25 protein-coding genes and 1 riboswitch are annotated in these 26,484 nt (G+C 63.9%); of the genes, 9 read left to right on the forward strand and 16 right to left on the reverse strand.

Annotated elements, in window-relative coordinates:
• Positions 1 to 116: 116 nt before the first annotated feature.
• Entirely contained in the window at positions 117 to 554 is a 438-nt protein-coding gene (locus BZL41_RS02045) for a hotdog fold domain-containing protein (RefSeq protein ID WP_095597758.1), read from the reverse strand.
• Between the two features lie 104 nt (positions 555 to 658).
• Between BZL41_RS02045 and BZL41_RS02050 the strand changes: the two genes are divergently transcribed.
• Complete coding sequence (locus BZL41_RS02050) at positions 659 to 1,237, forward strand: TetR/AcrR family transcriptional regulator (protein WP_095597759.1); 579 nt, start codon at positions 659 to 661, stop codon at positions 1,235 to 1,237.
• A gap of 53 nt (positions 1,238 to 1,290) precedes the next feature.
• On the opposite strand, the gene BZL41_RS02055 is transcribed toward BZL41_RS02050, so the two are convergent.
• Together BZL41_RS02055 and BZL41_RS02060 are read right to left on the reverse strand one after the other, a co-directional pair.
• Entirely contained in the window at positions 1,291 to 1,788 is a 498-nt protein-coding gene (locus BZL41_RS02055; RefSeq protein WP_095597760.1) for a DUF934 domain-containing protein, read from the reverse strand.
• A complete protein-coding gene (locus BZL41_RS02060; RefSeq protein ID WP_095597761.1) occupies positions 1,772 to 3,430 on the reverse strand; it encodes a nitrite/sulfite reductase in 1,659 nt (552 codons plus the stop codon). Before BZL41_RS02060 ends, BZL41_RS02055 begins: the two co-directional genes overlap by 17 nt.
• A gap of 553 nt (positions 3,431 to 3,983) precedes the next feature.
• On the opposite strand from BZL41_RS02060, the gene BZL41_RS02065 reads away from it, so the two are divergent.
• On the forward strand, positions 3,984 to 5,060 hold the full coding sequence (locus BZL41_RS02065; RefSeq protein WP_095597762.1) for an ABC transporter substrate-binding protein: 1,077 nt from the start codon (positions 3,984 to 3,986) through the stop codon (positions 5,058 to 5,060).
• Between the two features lie 2 nt (positions 5,061 to 5,062).
• Here BZL41_RS02065 and BZL41_RS02070 read toward each other — a convergent pair whose 3' ends face one another.
• Together BZL41_RS02070 and BZL41_RS02075 are read right to left on the reverse strand one after the other, a co-directional pair.
• Entirely contained in the window at positions 5,063 to 5,284 is a 222-nt protein-coding gene (locus BZL41_RS02070; protein WP_095597763.1) for a DUF2970 domain-containing protein, read from the reverse strand.
• Positions 5,285 to 5,311: 27 nt separating this feature from the next.
• Positions 5,312 to 6,637, reverse strand: a complete 1,326-nt coding sequence (locus BZL41_RS02075) for an MATE family efflux transporter (RefSeq protein ID WP_095597764.1) — start codon at positions 6,635 to 6,637, stop codon at positions 5,312 to 5,314.
• A 163-nt stretch (positions 6,638 to 6,800) separates the two neighbouring features.
• Positions 6,801 to 6,938, forward strand: a riboswitch (cobalamin riboswitch).
• A gap of 102 nt (positions 6,939 to 7,040) precedes the next feature.
• Here BZL41_RS02075 and BZL41_RS02080 point away from each other — a divergent pair.
• The 6 genes from BZL41_RS02080 (at position 7,041) to BZL41_RS28330 (ending at position 14,924) form a co-directional block, all read left to right on the forward strand.
• Complete coding sequence (locus BZL41_RS02080) at positions 7,041 to 11,327, forward strand: cobaltochelatase subunit CobN (RefSeq protein WP_095597765.1); 4,287 nt, start codon at positions 7,041 to 7,043, stop codon at positions 11,325 to 11,327.
• A gap of 2 nt (positions 11,328 to 11,329) precedes the next feature.
• A complete protein-coding gene (locus BZL41_RS02085) occupies positions 11,330 to 11,806 on the forward strand; it encodes a MotA/TolQ/ExbB proton channel family protein (RefSeq protein WP_095597818.1) in 477 nt (158 codons plus the stop codon).
• Positions 11,784 to 12,083, forward strand: coding sequence for a DUF2149 domain-containing protein (locus BZL41_RS02090; protein ID WP_095597766.1), 300 nt, complete (start codon positions 11,784 to 11,786; stop codon positions 12,081 to 12,083). Before BZL41_RS02085 ends, BZL41_RS02090 begins: the two co-directional genes overlap by 23 nt.
• 314 nt (positions 12,084 to 12,397) lie before the next feature.
• On the forward strand, positions 12,398 to 12,892 hold the full coding sequence (locus tag BZL41_RS02095) for a CesT family type III secretion system chaperone (protein WP_095597767.1): 495 nt from the start codon (positions 12,398 to 12,400) through the stop codon (positions 12,890 to 12,892).
• Between the two features lie 122 nt (positions 12,893 to 13,014).
• Positions 13,015 to 13,842 carry a YopT-type cysteine protease domain-containing protein gene (locus BZL41_RS02100; protein WP_168190917.1) on the forward strand — a complete coding sequence of 276 codons (828 nt, stop codon included), beginning with the start codon at positions 13,015 to 13,017 and terminating at the stop codon, positions 13,840 to 13,842.
• A gap of 410 nt (positions 13,843 to 14,252) precedes the next feature.
• Positions 14,253 to 14,924, forward strand: coding sequence for a YopT-type cysteine protease domain-containing protein (locus tag BZL41_RS28330; RefSeq protein ID WP_168190919.1), 672 nt, complete (start codon positions 14,253 to 14,255; stop codon positions 14,922 to 14,924).
• A gap of 308 nt (positions 14,925 to 15,232) precedes the next feature.
• Here BZL41_RS28330 and sctU read toward each other — a convergent pair whose 3' ends face one another.
• The 11 genes from sctU to sctW are packed head-to-tail and all read right to left on the reverse strand — an operon-like array spanning position 15,233 to position 25,598.
• Positions 15,233 to 16,354 (reverse strand): type III secretion system export apparatus subunit SctU, encoded by a 1,122-nt coding sequence (sctU, locus tag BZL41_RS02110; protein WP_095597770.1) that lies wholly within the window; start codon positions 16,352 to 16,354, stop codon positions 15,233 to 15,235.
• Positions 16,351 to 17,145, reverse strand: coding sequence for a type III secretion system export apparatus subunit SctT (sctT, locus tag BZL41_RS02115; RefSeq protein ID WP_095597771.1), 795 nt, complete (start codon positions 17,143 to 17,145; stop codon positions 16,351 to 16,353). Before sctT ends, sctU begins: the two co-directional genes overlap by 4 nt.
• A 1-nt stretch (position 17,146) precedes the next feature.
• The gene (gene sctS, locus BZL41_RS02120) at positions 17,147 to 17,407 is read right to left on the reverse strand and encodes a type III secretion system export apparatus subunit SctS (protein WP_084335215.1); all 261 of its coding nucleotides are present in this window, start codon (positions 17,405 to 17,407) and stop codon (positions 17,147 to 17,149) included.
• A gap of 11 nt (positions 17,408 to 17,418) precedes the next feature.
• Entirely contained in the window at positions 17,419 to 18,072 is a 654-nt protein-coding gene (sctR, locus tag BZL41_RS02125; protein ID WP_095597772.1) for a type III secretion system export apparatus subunit SctR, read from the reverse strand.
• Positions 18,069 to 19,097 carry a type III secretion system cytoplasmic ring protein SctQ gene (gene sctQ / locus BZL41_RS02130; protein ID WP_095597773.1) on the reverse strand — a complete coding sequence of 343 codons (1,029 nt, stop codon included), beginning with the start codon at positions 19,095 to 19,097 and terminating at the stop codon, positions 18,069 to 18,071. Before sctQ ends, sctR begins: the two co-directional genes overlap by 4 nt.
• Complete coding sequence (locus BZL41_RS02135) at positions 19,094 to 19,624, reverse strand: type III secretion system HrpP C-terminal domain-containing protein (RefSeq protein ID WP_095597774.1); 531 nt, start codon at positions 19,622 to 19,624, stop codon at positions 19,094 to 19,096. Before BZL41_RS02135 ends, sctQ begins: the two co-directional genes overlap by 4 nt.
• A complete protein-coding gene (locus BZL41_RS02140; RefSeq protein ID WP_095597775.1) occupies positions 19,621 to 20,088 on the reverse strand; it encodes a YscO family type III secretion system apparatus protein in 468 nt (155 codons plus the stop codon). Before BZL41_RS02140 ends, BZL41_RS02135 begins: the two co-directional genes overlap by 4 nt.
• Entirely contained in the window at positions 20,075 to 21,433 is a 1,359-nt protein-coding gene (gene sctN / locus BZL41_RS02145; RefSeq protein ID WP_174706128.1) for a type III secretion system ATPase SctN, read from the reverse strand. The genes BZL41_RS02140 and sctN overlap by 14 nt, the downstream gene beginning before the upstream one ends.
• Positions 21,433 to 22,362 carry an FHA domain-containing protein gene (locus BZL41_RS02150; protein ID WP_095597777.1) on the reverse strand — a complete coding sequence of 310 codons (930 nt, stop codon included), beginning with the start codon at positions 22,360 to 22,362 and terminating at the stop codon, positions 21,433 to 21,435. Before BZL41_RS02150 ends, sctN begins: the two co-directional genes overlap by 1 nt.
• A 33-nt stretch (positions 22,363 to 22,395) precedes the next feature.
• Complete coding sequence (sctV, locus tag BZL41_RS02155; RefSeq protein ID WP_095597778.1) at positions 22,396 to 24,483, reverse strand: type III secretion system export apparatus subunit SctV; 2,088 nt, start codon at positions 24,481 to 24,483, stop codon at positions 22,396 to 22,398.
• A complete protein-coding gene (gene sctW / locus BZL41_RS02160) occupies positions 24,480 to 25,598 on the reverse strand; it encodes a type III secretion system gatekeeper subunit SctW (protein ID WP_095597779.1) in 1,119 nt (372 codons plus the stop codon). Before sctW ends, sctV begins: the two co-directional genes overlap by 4 nt.
• Before the next feature lie 304 nt (positions 25,599 to 25,902).
• Here sctW and BZL41_RS02165 point away from each other — a divergent pair, with 304 nt between their 5' ends.
• Positions 25,903 to 26,430 (forward strand): RNA polymerase sigma factor, encoded by a 528-nt coding sequence (locus tag BZL41_RS02165; protein WP_084335206.1) that lies wholly within the window; start codon positions 25,903 to 25,905, stop codon positions 26,428 to 26,430.
• The last annotated feature ends 54 nt before the right edge of the window (positions 26,431 to 26,484 follow it).

A 26,484-nucleotide genomic window follows, 5' to 3' on the forward strand; every position in this document is an offset into this window, starting at 1 on the left:
ACCGCCCAAGGCCATCAAGGCCCAGGACGGTGAAGATTTCGAAGACCCGCTATCCAGTGGATCGGAAGGCTGCTCCGCTTAAGTGAACAGCATTACGGCCTGGCGCCGGGCTTTTTTCATGCTTGGCTGACGTACATGGTGATCTCGGCGCGGAACACCGGCTTATCGCCGACATAAACCATCACCGGCACCTTGATGTCGCCGATCAGGTTCCAGTCGATGGCGCTGCCATCGGCCACGGTGCGGATGTCACCGTCGGCCTTGGCCAGGTACTCCACGGTCATGCCGCGTGGAATCCAGCGGCAGCCCGGTGGGATGGAGGCATCGGTCATGGTACCGGCCGCTAGTTCGGCAGCGTTGCACAGTGCGATGGCATGAACGGTGCCGATGTGGTTCAACACCTCGCGTCGCTTGGGGAAGGCCACTTCCGCATAGCCCGGACGCAGTTCGACGACCTGCGGGGCGATACTGGCGAAGTAGGGTGCCACCTGGCCGATCATGGCGCTGAACTGGGCCGGGCCGGCCTGCCGGAACATCTGCAACATTTGACTCATACGTTTCTCCTGAGTGAAAACGAATTGAAGATGAGCGCGCGCCGGGGCAGTATACGAGCATTAGAAATGAATTCTAGAAAAATATTCTAGTCATTGGGGAGCTGATGGCCCGTCGTTCACGCAAGGATGAAATCCTCCAGGCCGCGCTGGCCTGCTTCACCGAATTCGGTGTCGATGCCACCACCATCGAGATGATCCGCGATCGCTCCGGTGCCAGCATCGGCAGTCTCTATCACCACTTCGGCAACAAAGAGCGCATCATCGGCGCGCTGTACCTGGCGGGTACGGCGGAATACGCAGCCCTGCTGGAGGAAGGTTTCGCCGTGGCCGACAGCGCGGAGGATTGTGTGAAGCTGCTGGTGACTAGCTACATCGACTGGGTGGTGGCCAACCCGGACTGGGCACGTTTCATCCTGCACAGCCGAGGGCGCGTCGAGGCGAGTGAGGTGGGGGAGGCGCTACGCGAGGCCAATCGCGTGCATTACGGGCGCATCAACCAGGCTCTGGCGAGCTACCGAGAACAGGGCGTATTCAAGCCGATACCAGTGGACTGCTTTTCATCGCTGATCATCGGGCCGGCCCATGATTTTGCCCGCAATTGGCTGGCCGGGCGCACGGAGACGGCGTTGATCGAATGCCGTGACCTGTTGGCCCAGGCGGCTTGGGATAGCGTCAGCGCATAAATTGCGTGGAAAAGAAAAGCCCCGCGGGAGGCGAGGCTTTCAGGCTTCATCGATCAACCGCGGCGGCGGAACAGCGGCAATGGCTGGTCGGTGGCGGCCTGGTAGACCTCGGAGAAGTCGTGCAGGCTCTGTAGTGCGTCATAGGGGTCGCGGTCCGGGCGGATGGCATAGGCATCGAACCCGCAGCGCTTCATGAAGAACAACTGGTCGCGCAGTACATCGCCAATCGCACGAACTTCGCCCTTGTAGCCGTAGCGCTCACGCAGCAGGCGGGCGCTGGAGAAGTGGCGACCATCGGTGAACACCGGGAAGTTCAGCGCCACGACCTGGAAGTACTGCAGATCGTCGGCGATCTCTTCCACTTCCTCGTCGCTGTCCAGCCATACGCCGAGGCCGCCGTCGCGGGCCTTCAGCGCGTGGGCGTGGTCGCGCCACAGGGCGAGCGGAACGATCAGGTCGTCGCTGTTGGAGAGTCCTTCGAGCGTCACGTCCTTGGGCAGCAGGTGCCAGGTTTCATCGATCACCTGGTCATTCTTAATGATTCGCTGCATACACGCGCTCCTTGAAGGGGTCGATACCGATACGGCGGAAGGTGTCGATGAAGCGCTCGTCTTCGGCGCGTTTTTCCACGTAGACATTGATGATTTTCTCGATCACGTCCGGCATGGCGTCCTGGGCGAAGGAGGGGCCGAGAATCTGGCCGAGGCTGGCATCTCGACTGGCGCTGCCGCCGAGGGAGACCTGGTAGAACTCCTCGCCTTTCTTGTCCACCCCGAGGATGCCGATATGGCCGACGTGGTGGTGACCGCAAGCGTTCATACAGCCGGAGATGTTGAGGTCGATCTCACCCAGATCGAACAGGTAGTCCAGATCGTCGAAACGGCGCTGGATGGCTTCGGCAATCGGAATCGACTTGGCGTTGGCCAGGGAGCAGAAGTCGCCGCCCGGGCAGCAGATGATATCGGTCAGCAGGCCGATGTTCGGCGTGGCGAAGCCCAGCTCGCGCAGCTCGCCCCACAGCGCGAACAAATCGCGCTGGCGCACGTCGGCCAGGATGATGTTCTGGTTATGGCTGTTGCGTACTTCACCGAAGCTGTAGCGATCGGCCAGGTCGGCGATGGCATCCAGTTGTTTGTCGGTGACATCGCCCGGCGCAGTGCCGGTGGGCTTCAGCGACAGCGTGACTGCGGCATAGCCCGGCTTCTTGTGCAGTACGACGTTGCGTGCGCGCCAGCGGGCAAAGCCCGGGTGCTCGGCATCGAGACGGGCGAGAGCCTCGTCCTGGTCCTCCAGCGACTCATAGTTTGGGTCGATGAAGTGCTTGGCCACGCGTTCCACTTCGGCTTCGGTCAGGGTGGTCGGGCCGTCCTTCAGGTGGACGAACTCGGCCTCGACTTTCTCGGCGAAGACTTCCGGTGTCAACGCCTTGACCAGAATCTTGATGCGCGCCTTGAACTTGTTGTCGCGGCGGCCATAGCGGTTGTAGACCCGCAAGATCGCGTCCAGGTAGCTCAGCAGGTGCTGCCAGGGCAGGAATTCATTGATGAAGCTGCCAACCACCGGTGTCCGGCCGAGACCGCCACCGACGGAAACGCGGAAGCCCAGTTCGCCTGCGGCGTTCTTCACCGCTTCCAGGCCGATGTCATGAACCTCGATGGCGGCACGGTCGCTCACGGCGCCGTTCACCGCGATCTTGAACTTACGCGGCAGGTGGGCGAATTCCGGGTGGAAGGTCGACCACTGGCGGATGATCTCGCACCAGGGGCGTGGATCGACCAGCTCGTCGCGGGCGACGCCGGCGAACTGATCGGTCGTGGTGTTGCGAATGCAGTTGCCGCTGGTCTGGATCGCATGCATCTGCACGGTGGCCAGTTCGGCGAGGATATCCGGCACGTCTTCCAGGTCCGGCCAGTTGAACTGCACGTTCTGGCGGGTGCTGATATGGGCATAGCCCTTGTCGTAGTCGCGAGCGATCTGCGCCAGCTTGCGTATTTGCTTCGAGGAGAGCAGGCCGTAGGGCACTGCTATCCGCAACATGGGGGCATAGCGCTGGATATAGAGGCCGTTCTGCAGGCGCAGCGGACGGAACTCTTCGCCTGTCAGTTCGCCTGCCAGATAACGGCGGGTCTGATCGCGGAACTGCTTGACGCGGTCCTCGACGATCCGTTGATCGTACTCGTCGTATACGTACATGAAATGTCCTGTTTTCAGGCTACTTAGCAACCCTCGCGGCATGCTGCACGAGGCTGCCGGCGAATCGGGTTTCTGGGCTTTCCGCGCGCACGGTCGCGCACTCCCCGCGGAGCCCGAGGAAGATACCAGCTCAGGGTTATGCGCAAAAGTGAAGTTTGAATATATGGTAGGAACTATTAGTTCTAAGTTACCGAAGGAGCATAACTCCGCTGCTTGAGGGAGCGACGGCGCTGGTCTTAACTCCGAAGGGTGTCACCCATAATCACAAGAAGGGGGAAGCATGACCGACCATTCCGAACACGAAAACCGCGACAGTGTGGTAGATGCCTGGGCGATCCTGGTGCTGATCGCGATTGCCGTGGCAACGGCCGTCTTCTGGGTCAGCCATCAGTAAGTCGCTGCCATACGCCACACCGGCTGGCCGTTTCCGACGAGGCGGCCAGTGTCTGCTTGCGACACCGCTCGTCCAACCGGCGCTTTCGATCGGGCTCATGGCTATTTGATAGCTATTCTCGACGCTACACTAAGCTCTTTTGCCCCGGATAACCGCTCCATGCTCCTGCGTCTGTTTCTTTTTCTTTTCTGCCTGTTCGGCAGCCTGGCGGCGCATGCGACATCGGTGGTGTTTCTCAATCCTGGGCGATCCACGGAAGTCTTCTGGGTCGGCTATACCCGCTTCATGCAGGCGGCTGCGGACGACCTGGGGTTCGAATTGACCGTGCTTTATGGCGAACGCGACGCGCAACGTACCCTGCAACAGGCGCGTGACACGCTGGGCGGCGAGGCTCTGCCGGACTACCTGCTGTTCGTCAACGAGGAACATGCCGGGCCGGAAATTCTGCGTCTGGCGGCGGGCAAGCCGGTCAAGCTGTTCTCCGTAAACAGCCATCTGACCGAAGAGCAGCAGCGCTATACCGGCAACACCCGGGAAAACCACCCCAACTGGATCGGCAGCATGGTACCGAACGACGAAGAGGCCGGTTACCTGATGGCCAGGGCGTTGTTCGTCCAGGCCGAGCAGGGCACCTTCGGCGAGATAGAGCTGATCGCGTTCGCCGGCAATCGCCAGACGCCGGCCTCGCGGATACGGGAGGCCGGCCTGCAACGCGCGCTGGCCGAGCACCCTAGGGTGCGCTTGCGTCAGATGGTCTACGGCGAATGGAACCGCCAGCGGGCCTATGAGCAGGCGCAATTGCTGTTGCCGCGCTATCCGCAGACCCGAGTGATCTGGGCAGCGAACGACGAAATGGCCTTCGGCGCGATGCAGGCGCTGGAGGAGCGGCACAAGGTTCCCGGCAGGGATGTGCTGTTTTCCGCCCTGAATACTTCCCGCGAGGTGCTCCAAGCGCGTATCGATGGACGTATCAGTGCCCTGGTCGGCGGGCATTTCACCCTCGGCGGCTGGGCTCTGGTGCTGTTACATGACTATGATGCTGGTCTGGATTTCGCCGCCCATGGCGGCAAGGACCGCCAGGTCCCGCTGTTCAGGTTGCTCGATGAGAAGCAATCCCGGCGCTTGATGCAGCGCCAGGAGCAGAAAGGCTTCGGCCTGGACTTCCGGAAGTTCACCCTGCAAGGCTGGCCCGATGCGAAGGACTACCGGTTCTCCCTCGATGCACTGCTGGATTGAATTCAGATCCCGGCCAGGTGGATCACCAGCTTCACCACGCCAAAGATCGTCAGCACGAACAGCAATGTGAACACCACGCCCAGGATGATGAAGTGACTCGGTTTGCCGTGGGTGAAATCGCGAGCGCGGTTCTTGCCGCTCTGCACGCCCAGGGCGGCAGCCAGTACGCTGTGCAGCATCTGCCAGAACGTCAGCGGTTTGCGGTCTTCGGATTGGTCGTTCATGGGCACCTCCGTCAAGGAGCTTAGCCGCTACAGGCGGATTTGCGTCCAGCCCCTGCGCTGCCACATCACCGCGAACACCGCGGAGGCCATGCCGCGCTGCAGAATCTGCAGACTCCAGATCGCCAGCAAGCCATGGCCCAGCACCGGGCCGACCAGATAGGCCAGCGGCAGGAAGAACAGCCACTGGTTACCCAGGCTGACCGCCATCACCGTGCGACTGGCGCCAGCGCCCAGCAGGGCCTGGGTAAGCACCAGCGCGGTCGCGTCGATGACCATACCGAAGCCGGTCAGGCGCAAGGGCCAGGTGCCCAGCTCGATCAGATGCGCGTCGCTGACGAACAGCGGCAGGATGGCCTGCGGAAACAACCAGAACGGCATGCCCAGCAACGCCAGACCGATGGCCGCGACCTTTACCACCTCCCAGCCCCAGCGATGGGCGGCGACCGCATCTTTCTCGCCGAGGCTCTGGCTGACCAGCGTGGTCGCCGCCATACCCAGGCCGACGCCCGGCAGGATGAGGAACAGCGCCAGGTTGATCAGCACATGGGCGATCGCCAGCTCCGCCGTGCCGACCTGGCCGATGATCCAGAACAGCGCGGTGATGCCGGCGGCGAAGAAGAACTGCTGCAAGGAGTTGGGTAACACCAGGCGCAGCATCACGCGGATATCCAGCGCGCTGGGCCGGCGGCGTAGAAAGCCCTGCGCTTGGGCGATGCGCCAAGTCTGCCAGCCGTAGATCGCCGAGCCCAGGTACAGCGCGAGGCTGGTGCCCAGGCCGGAGCCTGGCGCACCCATGTTGGGCAGGCCGAACAGTCCGTGGATCAGGCTGTAGCTGATGACGACGTTGGCCGCGTGCATGATCACCAGCGTGCGCATGTACACGCCGGATTGGTGGCTGCCGTTCCAGTAGCCGCGGAAGGAGAAGTTCATGCCGACGGCGAAGATCGCCAGCACCCGCCATTCGAAATAGCGAATGCCAATGGCGCTCACCTCCGGGTCATCGGACAGCAGGCCGATGATGGTTTCCGCCTGCCACCAGCCAAGCAGTGTCAGCGGCAGGGCGATACCCAGGGCGATGGCCAGACCTGCATTCAGCGGTGCGGCGGCCTCGTCGGCGCGTCCTTCGCCGCGGCGGCGTGCCACCTGGGCCTGCACGGCGGCTCCCAGGCCCATGACCAGGGCGATGGCCATGAAGTTGGCGTAGCTGCCGATCCCGACTCCGGCCAGGGCTTTCTCGCCCAGGTGGCCGACCATGGCGGCATCGATTAGGTTGAGCAGGCTCTGGCTGAGCATGCCGCCGATGATCGGCAGGCCGAGGTTGAGAATGTGCTTGAGGCGCTGGCGTTCGAGCATGAAAACCTTATGGGGCAGGGAAGCGCATCCGACTGTTCGTGGCGAAGTCCTGGCGCGTGTCGGTCGCGACCGGGCTTGAGCGGGGCATCTTAACCCAGCCGGTACCGGCTTGATCTAGTGCAGGGCGCCGCGTAAGGTGGCGCCCCATTCGGCCCGGTGCGGCCGAACGAACGGAACGCGTGGTGCCCGGATCAAGGTCCGGGGTAAATGGGAAGACAGTCCAAGCTGTCGCTGCCCCCGCAACGGTAGGGTCGATGCGTTCGACCGAGCCCGACACCAGCCCGCGTTCCGCAGGAAAGTTGCGGTGGGCGACTTCCCCGGCATAGAGCTTCTTCTGCCTTGGCCTTGTGGCCGGGGCGCATCCCTCTATTTCGGCAGCCCATCCTTTCTTCACGGAGTGGGCATGTCGTTTATCCGACCTTTTCTTCTGATCGGTCTGTTCTGCCTGGGTTGGCCGCTGGCGGCGCAGGCCCGGATCAATGCCATCGTGTCGCAGTACAGCGCGGCGGAGTTCGCCGCCGGGGCGGCGCTCTTCGCGCAGCGCTATCCGCAGCAGGCGGTGAGTGCGCGGACACCGGAACAACTCGCCGAACTGGACGATGCCGCCGTGCGCGACTGGCTGGCCCAAGGCAGCGTACTGCTGACGGTGGGACTGTTCGGTGCCGAGGCCGAGCGTCTGCAACCCTTGCTGGCGGAATGGACTGCCGGTGAGCGATTCATTCTGCACAGCGAGCAGAATCTGGTGGCGCTCAGTCGTATCGGTGGGCGTCTCGCCTTCGCCAATCGCGAAGAGGCAGAAAAGCTCGGCGCACAGAAGCCGTTGGGCGATTTGACAGGCTGGGTCCGGAAAATGGCCGAGGCCTACCCACGTCAGGCCGAGTGGGTTCAGGCACGCAGTTATTGGCTGGCCGGCGGCAGCGAGAATATCGCTCGCCTGCTTGGCTGGCTGGCCGCTCGCGGCAGCCCCGCTGTCCGGGCCGAGGCGCCCCAGGCCCGGCCGTCGCTGCGCTATTACCAGCACGGCCGGCTGCGGGAACCGAAGCAACTGGTCTGGAAGGGCAATCGACTGGTCGCACTGGTCGATCACGGCCGTGCCGACCGCAACGGTGACCGCGAACTCAATGACGTACTCTGCCGTGCGCTGGAGCAACGCGGAATGGCCTGCGTGAGCCTGTTCGCCGACTGGGGCGCCGCCACCCTGGAGGCGCTGCGCTGGTTGAAGGAGGGCGAGCATCCGCCGCTGGCCGCCGTCGTGGCTTTGCAGGATTTCGTCATGGGCGGCGGGGAAGGGCGCGAACAGGCCACCGATCTGCTGGTCGGCCTGAACGCTCCGGTGCTCAAGGGGCTACGCCTGGACGACCGCGACGAGACCGCCTGGCAACTGTCCAGCGACGGCCTCGGCCGCGACAAGGTGCATTACCAACTGGCCATGCCGGAACTCCAGGGCAGCAGCCAGCCGATGGTCCTGGCGGCGTGGCAGGCGGCGCAGATCGACCGCGTGACCGGTATCCGCTTCGGCTTCAGCCAGCCGTTACCGGCACGGGTCGAAGCCCTGGCGGCGCGAGTCCAGGGCTGGCAGCGCCTGCAAGAGAAGGTCAACGCCGACAAACGCATCGCGCTCATCTACTACAACCATCCGCCGGGGCGGCACAACATCGGCGCAGACAACCTCGACGTGCCGCAGTCGCTGTTCCAGATCCTCCAGCGGCTCAAGGCCGAGGGCTACGACACCGGCCCCTTGCCGGAGAGCCCGCAAGCGCTGCTCGACCTGTTGCAGGAGCGCGGCGTCAACTTGCCGGAGCAGGGCGACGCCCTGGCCGAAATGGCTGGCAAGGTAGAAAGCATGAACAGCGAGGAGTACCGCCGCTGGTTCGCCACACTGCCTGCTGCCTTGCAGTCGGAAATGATCCGTGGACCGCTGGGGTATTGGCATGCGCAGTTGCGTCGTGCGCTGGAAAGCTCGCAACTGGCGATTGCCGGGGAAATCTTCGCCAACGGCTCCAGCGAGCTGCATCACGTGCTGGACGGCGTCGTCCACCCGGCCAAGACACGTGCGCTGGACCTGCTGGCGCAGCTCGAAAACCTCTACCGCCAGGCACTGGAGCGCTCAGGGCAGGTCGACTGGGCGCAGGCCGATGCGCTGATCCAGGCGCTTGCCGACACCGGCATCGAAGGGTTGCGCGGCTGGGGCGAAGGGCCGGGCTACGTGATGGTGCACCAGGGGCGGTTGGTGTTGCCGGGGCTGCGTTTCGGCAATGTCTTCGTCGGTCCGCAGCCGCCCCGGGGCTGGGAAATCGATGAGGAATTGCTGCACGCCAACCTGGTGTTCCCGCCGCCGCACCAGTACCTGGCCTTCTACCACTGGCTGCGCGACGACTTCAAAGCCGATGCCCTGATCCACCTCGGCCGGCATTCCACCTACGAGTTCCTGCCGCGTCGTCGCGCCGGCCTGTCCGACGAGGACTACTCGATGCAGGTGATCGGCGACCTGCCGAGCATCTATCCGTACATCGTCGATGGCGTCGGCGAGGGTATCCAGGCCAAGCGTCGAGGGCTGGCCGTGATGATCGACCACCTGACGCCGCCGCTGGTGGCCACGCCGCTCTACGACGACCTGCTCAAGCTGCGCCAGCTCATCGAGAGCTTCGAGACCGGCAGCGGCCAGGTGGATGGTCCGGCCCGCCGCGCCACCATCGTCGAAATCAAGCGGTTGATCGGCAGCTCCGGCCTTGAGCCCGAGCTGCGCGAATCCATGGCCGAACCCCTGGCGGCACGCGGCATCGACTTCGAACAGGCGGATGACGATCTGCTGGTACACGAGGTTGGCCATTACCTGACCAATATCCAGGAGCGCTTCATGCCCATGGGCCTGCACGTGTTCGGCAAGCCTTGGCAACCGGAAGCCGTCGAAACCCTGCTGACCTCCATGGGCGCTGCCGGGGAGAAGCAGCGTCAGGCCCTGATCGATTCGCCGGTATCGGAAATGAACGCCCTGGTCGGCGCGCTGAATGGCCGCTTCGTCGCGCCCGGCAAGGGCAACGACCCAATCCGCACGCCTGAAGCGCTGCCCACAGGGCGCAATTTCCACGCCTTGGACAGCAGCCTGCTGCCGAGCCGCATCGGCTGGGGCATTGGCCGCGACATGGCGGACAAAGCCCGGGAGCGCCCCATTGAGGACGGCGGGCGTGAGGCGGTGATCCTCTGGGCCTCGGACACGGTGCGCGACGAGGGTGCGATGATCGCCTTCGGCCTGGACCTGCTCGGCGTCGAGCCGATCTGGAACAGCCGTGGCATCGTCGAAGGCATTCGCCGTGTGCCGCTGGAGAGCGGTCGCCAGCGGCGCGACCTGCTGTTCACCACCTCCGGCCTGTTCCGCGACCTCTACGCCGACCAGCTCGCCATGCTCGAACGCGGCGTGCTGCTTGCCCTGGATGGCGCCAGCGAAACCATCCGCCGTGATTACCCCGCGCTGCGCCCTGCGCTGGCCACCGCCCTGGAACCGCTCGGTGCCTTGGCCAGCGGCGGCGACGAATCGCTGGGGGCCAACCGCGTCGCTGCCAACTGGGTGCACGATGCGGCGCGCCGGCTGGACGCCGGTGCGGGCCCCGAACAGGCCGGTAGCCTGGCGGCCCTGCGCCTGTTCGGGGTGGCGCCCGGTGCCTATGGCGCAGGCATCAACAACCTGGTGGAACGCTCCGGCAGTTGGCAGGATCGTAGCGAACTGGCCCGCGCCTACGTCAACCGCATGGGCCATGCCTACGGCATGCGGCATCAGGGCGAGCCGGTGCAGGCGGTGTTCGAAGAGGGTCTCAAGCAGGTCAAGCGCACCTACCTCGGTCGCTCCAGCAACCTCTACGGCCTGATGGATAACAACGATGCCTTCGATTATCTCGGCGGCCTGAGTCTGGCGGTCGAGCAGTTTTCCGGCCAGGTGCCGGAGAGTTACGTCGGCTGGCACAACGACCCACGCCAAGTGCGTCTGGAGCCGTTGCAGCAGGCGCTGCTGGCCGAGCTGCGCGGGCGCTTCCTCAACCCAGCCTGGATTAAAGCGCTGATGCAGCACGACTATGCCGGCGCCCGCACCATGGGCAGCGAATTCCTCGAATACCTCTGGGGCTGGCAGGTGACCAACCCCGACATCATTCGCGACAGCGCCTGGGAAGAGGTCAAGGCGGTGTATCTGGACGACCGCTATGACCTGGGCATCGACCGCTTCCTCGAACAGGGCGCCAACGTGCATGTGAAGAGCAACATGCTGGCGATCATGCTGGTGGCCATCCACAAAGGCTTCTGGCAAGCCGATGAGACAACGGTCAAGGCACTCGGCGAGCAGTTCGCCCGGCTGGTGGTGGAAAACGGCCTGCCAGGCAGCGGTCATACCCGGCCGGACCATCCGATGTTCCAGTGGCTGCTGCCGCAACTGCCGGAAGACCTGCGCACCGCGCTCGCGGCTCGTCTGGAAGCGGCGAAGCTGCCACAGCCGGAGGTGTCGGCCGCGCCGAGCAGCATCAGCGAACTCCAGTCGGACGCCGTCGAGCCGGCTGCCGGTGAAGAGGCACCAGACGAAGCAACTTCCGGCGAGGTGCAACCGCTCGGTCCGTCGATCTGGATCGGCGTGTTGGCCTTGCTGGCGCTACTCGGGCTGGGTATCTGGCGTGGCCGCGGGCATCAACCCCTGGGAGGGCAATGAACATGTTCGACAGTAACGTCTTCGGCTGGCTGCACCTGCTGGTGGGCTGGCTGCTGCAACCGGTGACCTGGGCCCTGTTCGGCCTGCTGGCGCTGGCCGTGTGGGATATCGGCGTGGCGGCCGGCGAGCGCCTGGGCGGGCTGTCTCGCTGGCGGTCGCGGGCACCGACCGATGTCGAACGGCGTGCCCGCAAGCGCCTGGACCGCGCCGATCTGATCGCCCGCATCGGTCCGATGCTCGGCCTGATGGGCACGTTGATCCCCCTCGGTCCGGGGCTGGCGGCGTTGGGCGAGGGCAATGTGCAGATTCTCAGCGTGGCCATGCGTGTGGCCTTCGACACCACGGTGCTCGGCCTGCTCGCCGGGGTGATCGGCTTCGCCCTCGGCCGTCTGCGCCGGCGCTGGTATGACGAACTGCTCGACGAACTGGAAGCCGTAGAGGACGGGGAGGCGGGCGATGAGCCGGCGCTGGCGCTCTAGCCGTTTCGCTGCGGGCGACGACGACCCGCTTGGCCCGCTGGCGAACATGGTCGACGTGATACTGGTGTTCGCTTGCGGCCTGATCGCCGCCCTGGTGGCCCAGACCGACCTGCTGCAACGGTTGGAACAGCGTAGTGAACCGGTCGCGGTGGAGCGCGGCCGCGAACTGCCCCAACTACCGGACAGCCTCAAGGGAAAGGGCGGCGAAGGGCTGGAGAGCGTCGGCCAGGTCTACCGCGATCCACAGACGGGTAAGCTGATACTCATTGGGCAATAAACGCGGGGCCGGTTTGGCACCCAACCGGAGCAGATTCATCCGCGAACCGGTTCGCTCCCACACTGGGCCTGGACGCTACCGTTGGAGCGAACTCTGCTCGCGAAAAGCTTCGCCAGCAGAACGGGCTCCTACAAAAAAGCGGTGCGGTCGGCATCCTTGCAGGGCGAATTCATTGGCCCAGCGGCGGTAAACGGGCGAATACTGCTTCTACGAACCGTTGTCTCGCCTGACCGACTTTTCAACATTGAACTGCCATGGCGCATTACCCACTCAATCGAAGCCGGTGAAAACCGCTATTCGACTATGGGTGAGAGATGAATTTCCTCGAAGCGGAGCAGATGATCAGCCGTTGGCTGACCCGTTGCGGAGTTACGGCTGTCAACGGGCGGGTACTGGATGCGCAGGGTTGCCGCAATGTCGCCCTGGCAGGTTCTCCTGAGATTTTGGTGATGCTGCCGCCGGGTCAGACCCTGGCGTATTTCTACAGCTCGGTCTGCGAGCTGGACCTGGCACGCGACAATGGCCTGCTGACCCTGGCCATGACCCTCAACCTCGACCCGGCCAACACCCGTGGCGCCGCATTGGGCTTCGACCCGGAACGGCGTCAGCTGCTGCTGCGTGCCGTACACCCCTTGGAGCAGACGAACGACGATGAACTGGACCGGGTATTGCGAAACTTCGGCGAACTCGTCCGGGAGCTGGGCGCCTACTTCGAGCGTTGTCGTCAGCCGGCATCGACCGTTGCTTCCCTTTCAAGGCCGGGGCCCACGTCGCTGAGTATCCTAGCCCTGACGGGAGGGTGTGCATGACTCCCTTGCACATCGCTCGTGGCCAGCCGAGCGGCATCGATACGGAGGCTCGGCAAGAGGCCCCATTGCCGCTGGGTCGGGTGGCTAATCCGGAGGTCCGACCGTCGGTTCCCAGTGCCGCAATGACGCCCCTGACCCATCCGCTGCCGGCGCCGTTATCACTGCCGCCCCCTCCGCTGAATACCGCCAGGCCGGCATCCGCGACCGGCAATGCGGGGGCGCCGTCCCATCTTCCGCCGTTCCAGTCGCCTGAGCTATCGAACATCGCCTTCATGCACCACGTCGCTCTTCATCATGGGGGCACCTTGAGCTTGCCGTTCAACCAGCGCGAGGCCCGGCTTGCAGTGCTGAAGACGATCGAAGGGGGGGGCGAACACATCGATGCGGCGACCCAGGATAAAGGGCTCTGCTTCGGTCTTTCGCTCAACTGGTTGAAGAACGCGGCGGAAGGTCACGATAACGCGCATTTCGTCGAGGCATTCCAGGCGTGGGACAGAGATTCGCTTTTCCTGAGATCGGTGGGCTTACAGCACATCGAACTGGAGACAGCCATTGCGCAGCACAACCGCAATGCGCTGCGGATGTTCCAGTCGACATTGCCGGCGGCCGGTTTCCAGCTTCACAGCATGGGGGCCGTCGATCTCGAGGCCCCTAACGGTATTCAGGTACTCGGTGAGGCCGTGAATGCCTTGGGGCGTGGCGACGGAGAGCGCTATTTCATGTTGTGTTCGAGCCAGCATGCGATGGCCTTGCACAAGGATGCCGCGGGGCATATGCACTTCTTCGATCCCAACGGTGGCGTCGTGAGCACCGACGATATCGCGGCCATGGCCCGGGTGATCCGCGACGTACTTGTGCAAAGCCCCACGTATTGGGCGCGGGGGAAGGGACACAACCTGATCATTTTCGAAGCCAGGCCAGGGCATGCGGCTGGGCGCGGGGTGCGCTGAAGTTTCGGAATGGCCTGACAGATGTTGAGGGGAAGAAGCCCATGAGTGCCTTGTCGATTGCCCGGGGCCCGGCAATCAATGCTGACATCCAGGTTAGGCAGGCTCCGCCGTTGCTGTTGAGCCGAGTGACGAGCCCCACGGTCCACCGTCCGGCCTTGAATGCCGGCATGGCGCCCTTGAACCGGCCCATGTCGGCTCCCTTGCCGTTGCCTCGACCTCCGGCAGGTACGAACCGGCCGGCGCCGGTGGTTGTTCCTGGTCCGGCCCATGGGGCGCGTTCGCCTCAATCCACGGCGGGCATGAGCGTTCGGCCGGTCGACTCCCAGCATCACCCGGAGCATCTGGGCCGTGATATCGGAAGGGCGTCCGAGCGGGCGCTACCTCCTTCCCGTGAGTCGCGAGAAGCCAGGATGATCCGGGACCTGGCGCGAAGAAACGGATGTGCGCTCAGCCTGCCTTTCGATCAGAAAAAAATAATGAACATGATCTACCAGCAGGTTCCGGGCCTGGGTGAACACCTTACTGCGGCCGAACAATCTCACGGCTGCTGCTTTGGCCTATCGCTCAACTGGTTGAAAAATGCGGCGGATGGCCACAACGATGCCTTCTTCGCCGAGTCCCTCCAGGACTGGAGCAACAACTCGCTTTTTCTACGGACGATCGGCTTGCAGTTCGTTGGGTTAGATAAGGCCCGCGCGGAGAACGGAGAGAATGACCTGAAAGTGATTCAGGCAGCCTTGCCCGGTGCGGGGCTCGAAATGACAGGGGCGGGGGCCGTGAACCTCTCCCGGCCGGACATGAACCACGTGCTGAAGCAGGCGTTGGAATTCATGGGCTCGGGGGCTGAGTCGCGTTATTTCGTCCTGGTTTCGGACACCCACGCAATGGCCTTGCGCAAGGACGAGTCGGGGCGTCTGCATTTCTTCGACCCGAACGGCGGTGTGATCAGCTCGGACAGTCCGGACGCGATGAAACGCATGCTGCGCGATACGTTGCTATTGACTCCCGGTTACTGGCACCGCGGACAGGACAAGGTCTTGCAGATCGTTGAAGCCAAACCGTCTGGTGGCGCGCAAGGGTGAGCGACGACAGACCGGCGCATGTGGTCTGTCATTCTCGAGCGTGTCGGCTTTTGATGGGGTCCCATGCTTTGACGTGGGGCTCTTGGGGAGGGCGCTCCGCGTCCCGCCCAGTGCAATGGACGCGGAGCGTCCGGGCTGCGTTCACGCAGAGCGTGGGAACGATCTGCCCGTCTCGGTAAGGAACTCGATGGTTCCCATGCTCCAGCGTGGGAACCCCTGTCAGGACGCTCTGCGTCCGCCCAGAGTAAGGGACGCGAAGCGTCCAGGGCTGCATTCCCACGCAGAGCGTGGGAACGATCCGAGCTGACTCAGGCCATGCGGTCCGGTGGCATTTCGATCACTTCGCCGCTGGCTTCGTCGTCGCCGAGCTGTTCGTCCAATTCGCGCAGCAGGCGGTAGACCTGGGCGACGGCCTGGAGGGTTTCGCGGGGGATGTAGCTGCCGACCTCGGTCTTGTAGAGGGTTCGGGTCAGCCAGATGTAGCGAATGACCGGGATTTCCCGTTCGTGGGCGTCTTCGATCAGGTCACGGGCGTCGGCTTCTTCGCCCTTGTAGAGAATGACGGGCAGGGGCGTTTCTTCCGGGCGGTAGTACAGCGCCACCGCGTAGTGGGTCGGGTTGACCAGCAGCATGTCCGGCTTTTCGTCCGTGGGTACCGGCTTGGGCTTCTTCGGGGCATCGGGACCGCTCATGACCAGCTCCCGCGCCACCGACTTGCGATGGCCCTTGGTGTGTGGGTCGCCTTCCATCTGCTTGTATTCGTTGTGGATGTCTTCCTTGCTCATGCGTTGGCGCTTGAGGAAAAAGTATTTCTGCAGGCCGAAGTCGATGGCGGCGATGGCCACCAGGGTGCCCAGGGTGGCGTGGGCGATCTTGGCGAAGAGATCGGCGAGGGTATGCCAGTATTGGTCCAGGTCGGTCAGCGCCAGCTTGACCAACACACCCAGCGCCGGTTTCACCACGATGTAGAGCACTGAGCAGATGGCGGCCGCCTTCAGCACGTTGGTCAGCATTTCCGTCATCTTCTGGGCGGAAAACATCTGCTTGATGTGGTTGACCGGGTTCAGCCGGTTGAAGTCTAGCTTGAAGGCCGCCGGCGCGAACATGGGGCCGAACTGCATCCACCCTCCGATCACCCGCAGCAGCACCGCGACGGAAACGCTGACGATGGAAAAGGAGGCGAGTGTCCAGAGGGCGTGCACGAGCAGCTCTTCGAAAGCACGCACGAAGGGCTGATCCATGCGTTGCAGCGGCAGTGCGACCAGGGCCTGGAGTTCGCGCATGCCGGTATCGGCGAGGCCGAGGATGACTTCGATCAGCCCGGCGCAGATCGCCAGTTTGTGGACGTCCTGGCTCTGGCTGACTTCGCCCTTCTTGCGCGCTTCCTGCAGTTTGTGGGGTGTTGCCTTCTCTGTCTTTTCTCCGCTCATGGCTGGCTCAGCATCAGGGGCAGCAGGTGGGAGAGGTCGCGCAGGTCGAGGAGGCGCTCGTTGGCGAGGTACTCGATCATGGGCATGTAGAGCAGGACGAAGGCCATGCCGACCAGGCACTTGGCCGGCATGGACAGCGAGGAAACCTGCAGGTGCGGGCTGTAGAGGCTGAGGATCGCCACGGAGAAATCCAGCATCAGCAACAGGCCCACCAGGGGCGCGGCGTAGAGCACCATGTGGCTGAAGGCGTCGGCGAGCAGGCCGAGGTAGACATCGAAACCGTCCGCTGTTGGTTGCGGCAACCATTCGGTCGGCGGCCATACCAGGTAACTGTCCCAGATGACCTGGGTGATGGCGGCGTAGCCGAGGCCAATGACCAGCAGGAGGATGAGTACTTCCTGCATCAGGTGGCCGAGGGGCGTGACGTCCTGGCCGAGCGCGGGGTTGAGCTGGCCACCGGTGAGGGCGCCGCGCTGGTTGTCGAACAGCGCACCGACCGAGGAAAACAGCCAGAACGGCATGGACAGCAGCAGGCCGAGCAGGATGCCGAGCACGATTTCCTTGAAGAACAGGCCGCCGAGCCAGAGCCAGGTGTGCTCGGTGCCGGCGAGGGTGGCGCGGATGCCGGGCATGGGTACCAGCGCCAGGGCCAGGACGATGGCATGGCGCAGCATGCCCTTCATTTCCTTGAAGGCGAAGATCGGCACCAGGAACAGGCAGGGGTAGAGACGCGCCATGCCCAGGGTCAGGGCGAGGATGGTATCGACGAGCTGGTCGATGACGGAGAGCATGTCAGGCGCCTGTCTGGGCGATCATGTTGAAGGCGAGGGTGGTCAGTTCGATCAGCTCCACGCCGACCCAGCGCCCGGTCAGTGCCAGGGTCATGCCGACGGCGACCAGCTTGACGGCGAAGGGCAGGGTCTGGTCCTGCAACTGCATCACCGCCTGCAGCAGCGAGATGATCACGCCGACGATCACGGCGACGATGAGCGGCGGTGCGGAGAGCATGACGACCAGCAGCATGGCCTGCTTGAACAGGGTCAGGATTTCCATGGCGGTTTCCCTCAGAGGTAGCTGTAGAACAGGCCGTCGAGCAGGCGCGTCCAGCCGCTGGCCAGGACGAACAGAAGAATCTTCAGGGGCAGCGCCAGGGTCATGGGCGACACCATCTGCATGCCGAGGGCGAGCAGGATGTTGGAGACGATCAGGTCGATGACGATGAGCGGGATGTAGACGAGGAAGCCGATCTGGAAGCCCGCCTGCAGCTCGGAAAGGACGAACGCCGGCACGATCACCAGGAGGTCGTCGCGCTTGACCTTGGCGGCCATGTCTTTCGGCCACATGCGGGCGCTGTTGTCCATCAGGTGGGTGAGGATGTCGGGGTCTGTATTGCGCGACATGAAGTTCTGCAGCGGCTCGATGACCCGCGTGGTGCCGGCCTGGATGGTGTCCATGGAGGAGAAGTCGATCTTTTCCTCCTTGAGGCGCTGGTTCATGTCGCTGAACACGGGCGCCATGATGAAGATGGTGGCGGCCAGGGCGATGCCGTAGACCGCCATGTTCGGCGGCACCTGCTGCACCCCGATGGCGTTGCGGGTGATCAGGAGCACCATGGATATCTTCAGGAAACAGGTGCAGATGATCATCAGCAACGGCAGCAGGGAGAGCGCTCCGAGGAAGAGCGCGAGCAGCAAGGGGTCGACGTGTCCGATATTCATCTACCGAGTTCCAGGCGAGTGATCTGTAAACCTATGTGGCCATCCACGTCGACCAGTTCCCCGTGTGCCAGCGGACGGTCGTCATGGCAGAGCATGGCGAGGCCCGGGGTGCCTTGGGTGAGGGTGAGTACGGAGCCCGCACCGAGGGTCCGGAGTTCGCCCAGGGTGAGGGACAGGCGTCCGCAGTTGAGGGTCAGGGACAACGGCAGATCGTCGAAGGTGGCGCCGCTGTCGTCTTCTAGGGCCATCTCCGGGGAAAGGCCCGGGACGGTGAGGTCGGGAGTGAACTCGCTGGCGTAGGCGTTCATGGGGATTTCCTCCAGGTCGGTGATGACGAAGTGCGGGTTGGGGTGGTTGTCGAGCTGGCCGTGCAGGCGCAGGCGGCCGAGCACCAGGTGGCCGGTGCCGTCGGGTTGGAAATAGGTCTGTTGCGGCAGCACGATGTCGCCGGGGCGCAATGAGCGGAGCTGGCCCATGGTGAGCGCGGTCCGCCCGAGCAGGAGCGACGGCGACAGGCGCCAGCCGGGGCCGGTGGTGTTGGTCAGCGGGCGCCAGCCCGGCTGGGCGAGCAGCCGTCGGGCGGTGTCCAGCGGCAGCAGGGCGTCGCTGCGCACGGTCTGGCCGTCCAACTGGGCTTCGAAGACGCAGGGCAGCCCATCGTCCAATTCGAGGCGGCGCGGCACGAGCTGGCCGAACAACTGGTGCAGCCGCGGGCTCAGGCACTGATTGTAGAAGGGCCAGTACCAATGGCCTTCGTCGGGTTCGACCGTGTCGTTGTCGTCCAGCAGCGCCGGGCAGGTCGCCAGCAGGCTGAGCAGGGGCGAAGCCTGGTACAGGCGCAGGGGGCCGAGGTCGGTGGCGAAGGTGACACCGTTGCCGGCCGCTTTCTCGCTGGCCTGGTACAGGGTGAGGGTGCCCTGGCGATCGGCGAGCTGGAAGTCGAGCACCAGGCCTTGGCCGATGCGTCGGCGGATCTCAGCTTGCGCCTGGGGAAGCGGCCGCAGTTTGAGCAGCTTGGCGGTCATGCCCAGTCCTCCTGCTCCTGGAATTCCAGCCGCACCGGCCGGCCGATGGCGTTCGCCAGACTCTGCTGGCAATGCCCGCGGCTGTCGCGGAAGCGCTCGACGAGGCTGCGGCGGGCGAAGCGCAAGGTGATGTTCCAGCCTTGCCCGGCCTGCTGCTTGAGTGCCACGCCGACCTCACCGAGGTTGGGCAGCATCAGGGTGGCGTTGAACGGTTCGCCGGCCTGCTCGGGGCGGTCGGCGAGCAGCCCGGTGAGCTGTGCCTGTACATCGTCCCAGGCGGGCGACGCGCCGCCGGCCGGGGCGCTGTCCGCTTCCGGCAAGGCGCCTCCCGTATAGCCGGTACCGGCCTGGGGCAGCCAGTCGATGTCGCCGCCGAGCAGGTCGAGGAACAGGTCGCGGTCGGTTTCGGCACGGTGGTATTCGCCGGCGCGTTCCGACCTGTCCCGCTGCGCTTCCCGCGGTGTTTCCCGTGCTTGGGAGGCGGCGCTGCGGTGGGGCTGTTGCTGGGTGCGCTGGATCTGATTCACAGGCCGGCCCCCAGGTTCTTGGTCAGGTAGTCGAGCTTTTCCACGTCGCGCTGGCTGATGATCACCGTTTGGCGTGCGCTGTCGATGCGCTGCTCCTGGCGACCATGGTTGTTCTTCAGCTCGTCCAGCTGTTGTTCGCGTTGGGCGAGGGCGCCGATCATGCCTTTCTCGCGATTGCTCCAGTCCTGCAGTCTGGCGACAGGCTTGGCTTCGGCCTGGTATTCGGCGAGCAGGTCGGCGCGCTCGCGCCAGTGCTGCCGGCGGTGCTCCTGTAGCGCCGCACGGTCGTTTTCGAGGCGTGTGGCCAGTTCGGCCAGGCGTGCCTGTTCTTCGCGCAGCTCGCGTTCGGCGCGGCTGAGGCGCTGGCGGCGGATGGGCTTGAGGATGGCCAGGGTGCGGCTCAGTTCGGCCATGGCCGGGTCTTCGGCCAGCGGCTCTTCCGGCATGAACTTAGCGTGGCGCATGGGCGGTCACTCCGGTCAGTTGTTCGAGGGTCTCGATGAGGTCGGTGGGGGCACGCATTTCCTGGCGGAGGAAGGCGTTGATGGCGTCCTGCGCTTCCACCGCGTAGTCGGTGAGCGGGTCGTGGCCCTGCTGGTATTCGCCGAGCTTGATGAGCATTTCCACCTGCTGGTAGGCGGCCATCAGCCGACGCAGGGTAGTGGCTTGGCGGATGTGATCGCGCTCGACCACGTTGCTCATGGTCCGGCTCAGGCTGGCGAGCACGTCGATGGCCGGGTAGTGGCCTTTTTCTGCGAGGCGGCGGGCCAGGACGATGTGGCCGTCGAGCAGGGAACGCACTTCGTCGGCGACCGGGTCGTTCATCGAGTCCTGCTCGATGAGCACCGAATAGAGCGCGGTGATGGCGCCGTCGTTAGTCTTGCCGGCGCGCTCGACGAGACGCGGCAACAGAGTGTAGACCGAGGGCGGCAGGCCGCCGCGTCCCGGCGGTTCGCCGCTGGCCAGGCCGATCTCGCGCTGGGCACGGGCGAAGCGGGTGAGCGAGTCGATCACCAGCAGTACCTTGCAGCCCTTGCGCCGGTAACCTTCGGCGATAGCAGTGGCGGTGAAGGCCGCACGGGCGCGCTCCATGCTGCTGCGGTCGGAGGTGGAGCAGACCAGCACGGTGCGTCGGCGCAGTTCGTCGTCCAATTCGTGGTCGAGGAATTCGCGCAGCTCGCGGCCACGTTCGCCGATCAGGCCGAAGACGATGGCGTCGCATGGGGTGTTGCGCGCCAGTTCGGCGAGCAGGGTGGTCTTGCCGCAACCGGCGCCGGCGAACAGGCCGACGCGCTGGCCTTCGCCGATGGTCAGCAGGCCGTCGATGGCGCGCATGCCGGTGGGCAGATGGGTATCGATGCGTGGACGGTCGGTAGGTGCCGGCGCGTCGCTGATCACCGGAAGGGCATGCTCGGAGTCCTCCGGGTTGGCGAAGGCGCTGCGGCTTTCGCTGTCGATGGCACGGCCGAAGCCATCGAGCACGCTGCCCAGCAGGTCGTCGCTGACCACGATGCTGTGTGGACGGAACAGCGGGATCACACGGGCGCCGATGGCGATGCCGTCCAATGCGCCGAGGGCGGAAAGCAGGGTGATTTCCTGGTTGAAGCCGACGATTTCGGCGAGAACCATTTCCCCGTCGTCGCGCTGGATGCGGCACAGGTCGCCGATCTTGGCGCGCGGCAGGCGGCTTTCCAGGAGGATGCCGCTGACGCCGCTGATGCGGCCGAAGGTGCTCACCGGCGCGTAGCGGCGCAGGCGCGCGCGCTCGGCTTGGCACCAGGCTTCCAGGTTCTGCAGCGCGGCTTCCATCACCAAGTCACCTCGATCTGCTGGTTGCCCTCGAACTTGAGGTGCTTGTTGTCCAGCAGCACCAGGCGCAACCCGTCGATCTCGTCACCGACGAAGATCCTGCGTCCGGTGGTGGTGACGATGTGCGCGCGCGGGCCGCCGTTGATCTGGACGATGGTGAAGGGCAGCGCCGAAACCAGGGGGGTGGTGCGGTCGATTACCTTGAGTTCGCCGTTGTACTGCCGGTCGAAGCGCACCAGCATGCGTTGCACCATTTCCTGCTCGCTTTCGCCGATGCTGCCGTGCAGGACCAGGTTGTCACCCTCGACGGTGAGGCTGAGCTGCCGGTTCAGTTCGCGGTCCCGGATCATCTTCAGCAGCGTGGTCTTGCCTGCTTCCAGCGACGGCCGCGGGCGGGTGACCTGGGTTTTTTCCGGGATGGCGGCCTGGCCGGTCATGATCCAGCCGGTAGCGATCGCCAGGGTCACACTGGCGCCCAGGGTCAGCATGCCGGGCCAGTTGCGCGTACGGCGCGGTACGGGCGGGCGGTCTTCGCTCGGTGCGGCCAGCTCGGTGGTGGCCGAGGCGGCGCGGCTTTCGATCAACTCCTGCGGCTCGGCTTCGGCGGCGCTGTCTTCCTCTTCTTCAGTGGGCCATTCCTTGTCGGCGCTGACCAGGGTCAGCCATACGCCGCCGAGGGCGAACAGGGTATCCGGCTGCAGCGGGTCGATTTCGCTGACGCGGTGGCCTTCGCTGTCGCCGATCTGTCCTTCGCAGGCGGACAGGGCCCAGGTGTCGCCGCGCCGTTCCAGTAGGCAGTGTTCGGTCTGGATACCAGGGTCATAGAGCGCCAGGTCGGCTTCGGAAGAGGAACCGATGCGCCACTGGCCACCGCTGAGCGGCAGGGCGGCGCCGCGATGCAAGCCGGTCAATACGCGTAGTTCGTACATGTTGAGGTCCCGTTCCAATCAAGCGAAATGCCGTCAGGCAAGCATCATGTGCGAGTCGTCGAGGTTGATCCGGCCCAGTACGTTGACCGGTATGGAGCTCTGCAACTCGGCGAAAGAAAGCACTGGCACCTGGTTGAATTCGTCCTGCAGCAGGGTCCGTAGCGGGCTGCGCAGGTCCTGGGCCACCAGGAGCAATGCGTTCTTCCTACCTCTGAGTGGGAAAGCGGCGCGCAACTGTTCCATCAATACGTTGCCGAGTTCGGGGGAGAGGGCGAAGAAGGTGCCGGTCTGCATCTGCCGCAGGGAGTCGCGCAGAAGCACTTCGGTCTCCGGGGTCAGCAACCAGACGTGCAGGCCCTCGCTGTCGCAGTGCTGGTGGCAAATCTGCGTGCGTAGGGCGATGCGTACGTAGTCGGTGAGAATGCCGACGTCGCGCTCGTGCTGGCCGTGTTCGATCAGCGCCTCGGCGATGGGGCGGATGGCGCGCACGGGGATGCGCTCGGCCGCCAGGCGCTGGAGCACGGCGGAGAAGCGCGACAGGGGCAGCACGCGCTGCAGCTCCTGGGCGAGCTCGGATTGCTCGCTTTCCAGCCAACCGAGGATCGCCTTGGTTTCCTGCAGGCCGATGAATTGCGCGCTGGTGCTGTGCAGGGCCTTGCTCATCCGTTCCTGGATCAGCGCCTCGGCGGTGATGCCGGTCAACTCGCCGCTCTGCAGCGCCGGGTGGTCCGGGGCGAGCCAGGCCCACATGGCTTCTTCTCGGTCCGGGTCGCCGGGCGGGATGTCTTCGGCGTGCTCGCCCAGCAGGCTGCGTTCGACCGCCAGTTTGCCGTTGGCGAAGCTGGCCTTGAGCACCGGGACTTCATGGATGCAGAAACGGAATTCGTCCGGCGCCACCCGCTCGCTGTATTCGATCTCGAAGGAGGGTAGGGTGAAGCCGAAACGATAGACGAGCGTATTGCGTTGTTGACGGATGCCGTGAACCACCGAAGCCGCCAATTGCTGCCCCATGTGGCAACTGTTGAACTGCAACAGATAGGGGCGGGTGGGGATAAAGCGGCGCAGGTCTTCGTGGCCGTTCTGTTCCGGTTCGCAGTGCACGGCTGTGTTTTGGTTGTCCAGGCCATTCTGCTTGGCTCTCCACAACTGCAGTAAACCGCTGCCCAGACAGACGACGCTGATGGTCACGAACACCGCGCCGGGCATGCCTGGGATCGCGGCGAAGCCGAGCATGCCGACGGAGGCGATGATCCAGGCCTTGGGCTGGCTGGTGAGCTGCTCGGCGATTTCCCGGCCGATATTGGCATCCACCGTCTGGCTGCCGGAGACGCGCGTGATGATCATGCCAGCGGTCAGGGAGATGAGCAGTGCGGGAATCTGGGCGATCAGGCCGTCGCCGATGGTCAGCACCGAGTACAGGCGCATGGAGTCGCCGGCCGCCATGCCGTTCTGCAGCACGCCGATGGCGAAGCCGCCCAGCATGTTGATGAAGACGATGATCAGGCTGGCGATGGCGTCGCCCTTGACGAACTTCATGGCGCCATCCATCGCGCCGAACAACTGGCTTTCCTTGCCGAGACGCTCGCGACGGATGCGTGCCTCGGTGCCGTCGATCAGGCCGGCGCGCAGGTCGCTGTCGATGGACATCTGCTTGCCGGGCATGGCGTCGAGGGTGAAGCGGGCCGCGACCTCGGCGACCCGTTCGGAACCCTTGGTGATGACCAGGAAGTTCACGATGGTGAGGATCAGGAAGATCACCAGGCCCACCGCCAGGTTACCGCCCACCACGAAGTTGCCGAACGCCTCGACGATGTGGCCTGCGTCGTGCTGCAGGAGAATCAAGCGCGTGGTGGCGATGGACAGCGCCAGGCGGAACATGGTGGTGAGCAGCAGCACCGCGGGGAAGGTCGAGAACGCCAGCGGTGTGGGCAGATACATGGCCAGCATGATTAGCAGGGAGGACAAGCTGATGTTCACTGCGATCAGCACGTCCACCACCTGGGTCGGCAGAGGCAGGATGAACATGAACACGATGGCCATGACCATGACGGCGCCGACCACTTCGGAACGCCGCATCGCGCTGATGGCGATGCGGTTCAACAGCACGATGAGACCATTCATGCGCTCGCCTTCCTGTTCGGTTCCGTGCGCAGTTGCCGCTCGACGCGGGCCTGTTCGTCCATCAGGGTGCGCAGGATGCCCAGCCCGCTCTGGCGGCTCTTGGCGTCTTTCCAGAGCGCGACGGGCAGCTCATTGACCACGGGATACAAGGCATTCAAGAACGGCGCCTGCTTCAGGGGTTCCTTGCCGATTACCTCATGGCTGAGGTTCTGGAAGTCGCGGACGAATACGCCGGCATTGGCCAGGCGCAGCAGGCGCCGGGTCAACTGGACGGCGCTCATGCCGGGCGGGTTGTCTTCGCTGCCGACGCGTTCGAGCAGATCGCGGCTGCTTTTCAGGGTGTGGCCCAGTTGGCTGGAGGCGTTGAGCTGGCCGAGCAGATCGCGTAGCGCCTTGGGGGTGAGCGAAGGGGCCAGGGCGCCAATGTCGTCGGCCAGGGCGCGTTGCATGGCAAGCAGGCCGCGATTGAAATCTTTCTCGTCGAAGCGCTCGAGCAGGGAGTCGAGAAGACCGCTCGCGGATTGCTGGTTGACCACCGCCTGGTAGTAGAGCTGGCGCATGGCCTGCTTCTGCTGCGGGTCCGAGCTGAAGTCGGCGATGGCGGCTGCGGTGTTGAAGCCGGCGCGAATCTGCTCGCCGTAGTCCTTCTCCAGCGCTTGCAGGTAGCGCTCGGCCGTCTGGGTGTCGGTGAGATTGCCTTCCGCCTTGGCCTGGCGCTGCATCTGCTGCAACAGCAGGCTGGCGCGGGCCGGGTCCTTGTCGACCTGGTCCAGCAGATCCTCCACGGAAGGGTTCTTGTTCAACAGGCTGCGCATCTGCTCGGCCTGTTTGCCCATCTGCGTCAGCGAGGGCTGGTCAAGGAGGCGATAAAGCTCGGCCAGCTTTTCCACGCGCTCCACGGTGCGTGCCGATTTCCGCCCTGCAATCTCCCGGTTGTGCAGCGTTTTGCTGTGACGCTCGATGCTTTCGCTGAACGCCATGGAAATTTCTTCCATCGAGTTCGCCAAGGGTTGGCTCTGTAGCGCTTGAGCCGGTTTCTCCGTAGGAATCTGGGGTAGGTCTACGGGATTACTGAAAGTATTGGGCTGAATGCCGTTGAGAGAATTGATCGACATGACGAGTTGACCCACTTGGAGAGGTTCTATTGCTGTGTGGAAAGAGTGACGAATAAGTTCCGAAAGGGTGTGTTTATTTTTAGCGAAAGGCTTTGGTGGGGTGCATATATATAAGGAAGAGAAGCGTGCAAATCATTGCATTGGTTTTTTTTGGTTTTGCAGATAGTTGCGCTGACAGGTTCTTTGTTATTTTAATTTTTTCTTAAAAATCAGTTACTTGAGTTTTTATTATTTCATGGCACGGGCTCTGCAATAGGTGTTTTGCCAACTCTGGCATTACCTGTTCGATGAAAGAGGACAAGCCATGGAAAATATTGCGATCCAACGCCCTGAACTGACTCAAGTGGATTGGGGTGAACTGGCCAAGAGCTGTGAGCAGAAACTTCGCCGCTTCATTCGCAAGCGGGTTTTGAATCAGGACGATGCCGAAGACTTGATGCAGATGACGTATCTCGAGGCCTTGCGCAATCAGCATAAGTTCTCCGGTACTTCCAAGCCGGAAACCTGGTTGTTCGGTATCGCGGTGAACTTGGTGCGCAACCACTTCAAATGCCTGTATGGCCAACCGCAATGCAGCGATCTGGACGATGTGATCGGCACGCTGGAATACGACATGGACCCGGGCGCGCTTGCCGAGCAGCACCACACCCTGGCGCGCACGGCGGAAGCCATTGAGGCGTTGCCCAGTGACATGCGCACCCTGCTGGATCTGATCGTGGAAAGCGACCTGAGCTACCAGGACGCCGCAGAGGCGCTGGGCATTCCGGTCGGTACGGTCCGTTCGCGGCTGTCCCGTGCCCGTGAGCAATTGAAAAACACGGTTTTCAGCTGAGTTCAGCCATTCCAGCCCAAGGGTGTGCCGAGCACACCCGCAGGGCTAGAGCTG

The organism is Pseudomonas sp. PIC25, from assembly GCF_002286785.1.
Lineage (GTDB): Bacteria > Pseudomonadota > Gammaproteobacteria > Pseudomonadales > Pseudomonadaceae > Pseudomonas_M.

Coding starts and splice junctions, on each gene's coding strand:
- sctW (WP_095597779.1), bottom strand. CDS start 25,598: ATGTCGATCAATTCTCTCAACGGCATTCAGCCCAATACTTTCAGTAAT.
- sctQ (WP_095597773.1), bottom strand. CDS start 19,097: ATGACCGCCAAGCTGCTCAAACTGCGGCCGCTTCCCCAGGCGCAAGCT.
- BZL41_RS02055 (WP_095597760.1), bottom strand. CDS start 1,788: ATGCAGCGAATCATTAAGAATGACCAGGTGATCGATGAAACCTGGCAC.
- sctS (WP_084335215.1), bottom strand. CDS start 17,407: ATGGAAATCCTGACCCTGTTCAAGCAGGCCATGCTGCTGGTCGTCATG.
- sctN (WP_174706128.1), bottom strand. CDS start 21,433: ATGGAAGCCGCGCTGCAGAACCTGGAAGCCTGGTGCCAAGCCGAGCGC.
- BZL41_RS02100 (WP_168190917.1), top strand. CDS start 13,015: ATGACGCCCCTGACCCATCCGCTGCCGGCGCCGTTATCACTGCCGCCC.
- sctT (WP_095597771.1), bottom strand. CDS start 17,145: ATGCTCTCCGTCATCGACCAGCTCGTCGATACCATCCTCGCCCTGACC.
- BZL41_RS02070 (WP_095597763.1), bottom strand. CDS start 5,284: ATGAACGACCAATCCGAAGACCGCAAACCGCTGACGTTCTGGCAGATG.
- sctR (WP_095597772.1), bottom strand. CDS start 18,072: ATGAATATCGGACACGTCGACCCCTTGCTGCTCGCGCTCTTCCTCGGA.
- BZL41_RS02140 (WP_095597775.1), bottom strand. CDS start 20,088: ATGCGCCACGCTAAGTTCATGCCGGAAGAGCCGCTGGCCGAAGACCCG.
- BZL41_RS02085 (WP_095597818.1), top strand. CDS start 11,330: ATGTTCGACAGTAACGTCTTCGGCTGGCTGCACCTGCTGGTGGGCTGG.
- BZL41_RS28330 (WP_168190919.1), top strand. CDS start 14,253: ATGATCCGGGACCTGGCGCGAAGAAACGGATGTGCGCTCAGCCTGCCT.
- BZL41_RS02080 (WP_095597765.1), top strand. CDS start 7,041: ATGTCGTTTATCCGACCTTTTCTTCTGATCGGTCTGTTCTGCCTGGGT.
- sctV (WP_095597778.1), bottom strand. CDS start 24,483: ATGAATGGTCTCATCGTGCTGTTGAACCGCATCGCCATCAGCGCGATG.
- BZL41_RS02150 (WP_095597777.1), bottom strand. CDS start 22,362: ATGTACGAACTACGCGTATTGACCGGCTTGCATCGCGGCGCCGCCCTG.
- BZL41_RS02050 (WP_095597759.1), top strand. CDS start 659: ATGGCCCGTCGTTCACGCAAGGATGAAATCCTCCAGGCCGCGCTGGCC.
- BZL41_RS02075 (WP_095597764.1), bottom strand. CDS start 6,637: ATGCTCGAACGCCAGCGCCTCAAGCACATTCTCAACCTCGGCCTGCCG.
- BZL41_RS02165 (WP_084335206.1), top strand. CDS start 25,903: ATGGAAAATATTGCGATCCAACGCCCTGAACTGACTCAAGTGGATTGG.
- sctU (WP_095597770.1), bottom strand. CDS start 16,354: ATGAGCGGAGAAAAGACAGAGAAGGCAACACCCCACAAACTGCAGGAA.
- BZL41_RS02090 (WP_095597766.1), top strand. CDS start 11,784: ATGAGCCGGCGCTGGCGCTCTAGCCGTTTCGCTGCGGGCGACGACGAC.
- BZL41_RS02060 (WP_095597761.1), bottom strand. CDS start 3,430: ATGTACGTATACGACGAGTACGATCAACGGATCGTCGAGGACCGCGTC.
- BZL41_RS02045 (WP_095597758.1), bottom strand. CDS start 554: ATGAGTCAAATGTTGCAGATGTTCCGGCAGGCCGGCCCGGCCCAGTTC.
- BZL41_RS02095 (WP_095597767.1), top strand. CDS start 12,398: ATGAATTTCCTCGAAGCGGAGCAGATGATCAGCCGTTGGCTGACCCGT.
- BZL41_RS02065 (WP_095597762.1), top strand. CDS start 3,984: ATGCTCCTGCGTCTGTTTCTTTTTCTTTTCTGCCTGTTCGGCAGCCTG.